Below are 4,662 nucleotides of genomic sequence, written 5' to 3'. Positions count from 1 at the left end.
GAGGCCATCGTGTGGATGGTACGCTAAACAACGTTTGGCATGAACAATAAAGGAACGATCAGGCGGCACGAGCCTGTTTCGACAGATTGAGCGTCTTGCGGCCCGCAGAAGCTGCGGCTTTGTCCCAGAGAAAGTCTCCGGAAAAGGCGATGTGCTCCCATCCCACCGGGGAAGTATGCGCCAGCAGGTCCTCAGGGACGGCCGCCGATGTTGAGCGCAGATGTGTGACGGCGGTTTGCAGATAGACTGTATTCCAGTAGACGATCGCCGCGATGACGAGATTGAGGCCCGACGCCCGGTATTGCTGGGCTTCATGGCTGCGGTCGATGATCCGTCCCTGGCGGAAGGTATGGATTGCCTGGGTCAGCACATGCCGCTGCTCGCTGTTGTTGAGCCCTGCCTGACATCTCTGCCGCAGATCAGGGGTTTCGAGCCAGTCGAGCATGAACAGAGTGCGCTCGATCTTGCCGATTTCCTGGAGTGCGACGTCGAGCCGATTCTGGCGCTCATAGGCAGCAAGCTTGCGCAACATCCTGGAGGGCGCGACATGCCCGGCCTTGATTGATCCGACAAGCCGCAGCACGTCCTCCCATTGTTCCCGAATGATGTCGGTGCGGATGGTTTTGCCAAGCAGCGGGCTGATGGAGGGATAGGAACTGGCCGGTGCGATGGACGCCAGGCGTCTATCCGGAAAGTCGCGCAGGCGCGGGCAAAAGCGAAAACCCAACAGGGCGCAGAGCGCGAAGACATGGTCGGTGGCACCACCCGTGTCGGTATAATGCTCGGAGATTTTAAGCCCGGTTCCATGACTGGTCAGGCCGTCGAGCACGTATGGCGCTTCGTGTGTCGCAGCCGAGATGACCTTCACATGGTATGGGGCACGCTGATCAGACACATGCGTGTAAAAGCTGAACCCATGGTCAACGCCGTACCGGGCATTGACGTCTCCGCCCGAGGCACCGCGCTTGGCGCCGCGAAAGAACTGCCCATCAGAGCTCGAACTCGAACCGTCCCCCCAGCTCCGGGAAAATGGCAGACGATGATGAGAGTTGATGAGGACGGCCAGCGCCTTGCGATAATTTTCGTCGCGGACATAAGCGTCGTGGGTCCAGAAGAGCTGATCACGGGTAACGCCGTGACTCGCGGCAGCCATGCGTGATAGCCCCAGATTGGTAGCGTCCGCCAGAATGGCCGCGAGTAACGCATTCTCGTTGGGACAGGCTTCGCCCGTGCGCAGATTGGTAAAGGCGCTGAGGAAACCGGTAGCCTGCGCCACCTCGTGCAGCAGCTCCGTGATGCGGATTGGCGGCATCAGGGCGTTGAGCTGTTGCGCCAGGTTTTCCGCTTGCGGCGGCGTTGTCGCGCGTATCGGCGATATCTGGAGGTGCCCGTCACGAAAGCGCACCCCCTGCAAGGCGTCGCGTTTCAGGCTTTGCGCGAACTTCTTCAGGCGTTTATCCAATTCGCGAGCGCGCTGATCCAGCCATTCATTTGCCGACAGGGGCAGGTCAAGTTCGGCAATGAACGGTTTTGCCTGCTCCCTACTGAGCATGTAGCTGTCGAAGCGACGATAATTGGCCGACCGCTCGATCCACACATCGCCGGAACGCAGCTTGTTGCGCAAATGCGCGAGCGTCGCGATTTCCCACAGACGCCGGTTGGGCTTGTCATCCTGATCGATAACGATCTTCTGCCATTCCTTGCGAAACGGCATCGGTGCGTCGCCAGGTAAATCGCGTTTGCCTGCTCTGTTGAGATTCCGCAACAACGTGATCGCAGCCAGGGTCTTGGCGCCTCCTCTTCCTGCCTGGAATTCCAGCGTTTCCAGCAGATCGGGCGCGAATTTTCGAAGGGTAATATAACGCTCCGCAGCGGCTGTCAGAGGATCGAGGTCGGCAGTCCTGGCGATCGCCCCAACCTCTGACCTTGCTTTCAACAGGGTCGCCCATCCGACCGTGGCATCCAGAGTTTCCATAGGATCTCTGCCGTCGCTGGCCGCCTCGGCCAAGGCATCGATGGTCGCCTGAAACAGGCGCATCAGGCGTGCGACGTTCTTCGATGTTGCCGAAAAGCTGCGGGCCTTTGTGTTCCGTGCCCGGGTAAAGATGCTGCCGACCAGCTTGTCAGCCATGTCCAGGGCGCTGTCCGTCAGACGTTCCTCGGCATCGATCAGGAAAGCGACGAGCGTGGCGTAACGGCGTGATGGCGTGTAGCGCTCGATCATCGAGGCCGGAGATATCCGGCCTTCCCGGACGTATTGGTGAAAGCGGTCGATGTGAATGCGCTTGGCGACGACGGGATCAATCCCGATCTGTCGAACCTGTCTCAACAATTCCAGAATGCGCTTGATGTGATCCGGCTTGACGGCAACCGGTATGGTCTTGAGCGAGGCAAGTTGGCTGATGCTCCCTTCAGGCGTTGTGGCGAAAAGCCGATCCAGCGCCGTGACCTGATCGCCTGTGAGGCCCTGCGTTAACGCCTGCGCGGTCTTCCGTCGGGCCCGCGCCCGTCCCGCAATGCTGGCGCGTTCGATGGTTGAAATCGAAGGGAGTGCGATTTTGGCATGGCGTAGCGCGTCCATCACGGCCCGGACGATTACGATGCCGCTGTCCGTGGCCCAGGCTGCGTTTGCCGCAGCCTCGATCATGAACGGGATATCGACTCTCTGGGGCGCGCGCAGGCCAAGGATCGTCATCAGATCGCGGGCATGATCGGTCATCGTCTGCTCCCGCGCGGCGTAATCGGCGAGGTCGCTGCCGGAAAGCTCAAGTTGGTCTGCCACGAAGGCGACCAACGCGGATGGCGTCGATCCGACGTCCTGCACAAACTGAGCCAGTGTTGTTCCCGGGTGCCTGAGTAACGCCAGTTGCACGGCAACGCCCATCTGGGTGCGTCGCCTGCGCCGGGAACCGATGATATCCAGATCCGATGGCTCGAAAGTGTAAAGGCGGACCAGACTGTCCCGGTCTGTCGGGATGGCGAGCATCTGATCCCGTTCCTGGGCTGTCAGCAGGTGATGTTTGAGCCTGGTCACGCTGTCATTCCGTCCACAAAAGGTCAGTCTCGGCTATGGACAGCGGAGAGTAAAGAGACGCATTATGTGGACGGATATTGTCGATCCGGAATGGTCATTCACTCAGTGTCCACAGAACGGTCGTTTGGGAGACGGCGCCATGGGCGGCATTCTGGGATACGCGCGTGTCAGTACCGGTGATCAGGATGTGGCCGGGCAGCGTATGCGATTGGAAGAAGCCGGTACGATCCGTGTGTTCACCGATGTGATGTCGGGCAAGAGCATGGAGCGACCAGGACTGGACGAGCTGCTGGAATACGCACGCAAGGGCGATACGCTTGCGGTTGTGCGGCTCGACCGCCTCGGTCGTTCACTGGGAGAGTTGCTGACAACGGTGACCATGCTCCGCTCACGCGGAATAGCGTTGCTCAGCCTGGAGGAGAAAATCGACACTTCCTCCGCAGCCGGAGAGCTGATCTTCCACGTCTTCGGCGCCATTGCGCATTTTGAGCGGCGACTGATCTCAGAACGTACACGCGACGGGACTGCGGCGGCGAGGGCAAAGGGCAGGTTGCCGGGGCGGCAGCCGCTCGACAGCGACAAGGTAAGCGCGGCGCTGAAACTTATCGCGGCGAGCGTGTCGCCGGCTGAAGCGGCGCGTCAGCTCGGGATCGGGCGATCGACCGTCTATCGCGAGATGAAGCGACTTGGCGTCGCGCGGCCGACACCATCGGCTGTATCATGACAACAGACGATCAAGTGGTTCTCAGCGCGCGAGAGAAAGAAGCGCTGCGTCTGCTTCTGGTCGGCCATGACGCAAAATCCATTGCCAATACGCTTGGTCTGTCGGTGCACACAATAAATGACCGCCTACGCGATGCACGGCGCAAGCTGGGCGTTTCGAGCAGCCGTGAAGCTGCCCGACGTCTCGCCGAGATGGATGGGGGCACCCCCAATTTTGTCGGCCCCAAGGAAATTGGGGGTGTCGAAGCAGCTTCTTCGGTGGATAGGGCCAAAGAGCCAGAATTGCCGCGATCATCGGGGCATCGCCTGGCGTGGCTTACCGGAGGAATGCTTATCATGTCTCTTATCATTGCGGCCGCAGCGCTTTTGACCATCAGCGGGCAGGACGACGCCCGGGTTTCCGCCCAGAATATTTCGACAAGCATTGCCCGTCCTGCCGAAACAAAGGCATCGGCGGATGCCCGCAAATGGGTCGAATTGCTTGATGAAGGGCAGTGGGATGCAAGCTGGCAAGCCGCAGGCACACTGTTCAAGGCAAAGATCACCTCGGCGCAGTGGGCCACTACGATCCAGTCTGTACGACAACCGTTGGGACGCCCGTCATCACGCACCTTCCAAAGCGTGATGCAGACAAAAACGCTGCCGGGCACGCCGGCGGGTGACTATCAGATCATTCAGTTCCAGACGCGTTTCGCTAACAAACCCAACGCGGTTGAAACCGTCGTACTTTCTCGTGAACAGCCATATTGGCGCGTTAGCGGATATTTCATCCGCTAACTTCCGTGCTGCTTGCCGTTGTTCAACAAAGAAACAGCGACTTGCCCTCAGACAAGATCACGCTACCCAGACGTTCTTCTACTGTTCATGCTAAACGTTGTTTAGCGTACTTTCCACACGATGGCCTC

The 4,662-nt window shown here is 59.5% G+C and carries 3 protein-coding genes; 2 read left to right on the top strand and 1 reads right to left on the bottom strand.

All coding sequences use genetic code 11. The features are described 5' to 3' along the window. Positions 1–58 precede the first annotated feature (58 nt). The gene (locus tag GOB90_RS18455) at positions 59–3,034 is read right to left on the bottom strand and encodes a Tn3 family transposase (protein ID WP_146893053.1); all 2,976 of its coding nucleotides are present in this window, start codon (positions 3,032–3,034) and stop codon (positions 59–61) included. A gap of 64 nt (positions 3,035–3,098) precedes the next feature. Here GOB90_RS18455 and GOB90_RS18450 point away from each other — a divergent pair, with 64 nt between their 5' ends. Continuing rightward, on the top strand, positions 3,099–3,758 hold the full coding sequence (locus GOB90_RS18450) for a recombinase family protein (RefSeq protein WP_242012167.1): 660 nt from the start codon (positions 3,099–3,101) through the stop codon (positions 3,756–3,758). Next, positions 3,755–4,534, top strand: a complete 780-nt coding sequence (locus GOB90_RS18445; RefSeq protein WP_081105755.1) for a helix-turn-helix domain-containing protein — start codon at positions 3,755–3,757, stop codon at positions 4,532–4,534. Before GOB90_RS18450 ends, GOB90_RS18445 begins: the two co-directional genes overlap by 4 nt. Positions 4,535–4,662 lie beyond the last annotated feature (128 nt).

It is taken from the genome of Acetobacter oeni, from assembly GCF_011516825.1.
In the GTDB taxonomy this organism is placed as follows: domain Bacteria; phylum Pseudomonadota; class Alphaproteobacteria; order Acetobacterales; family Acetobacteraceae; genus Acetobacter; species Acetobacter oeni.
This window is presented reverse-complemented; position numbering and strand designations above follow the sequence as displayed.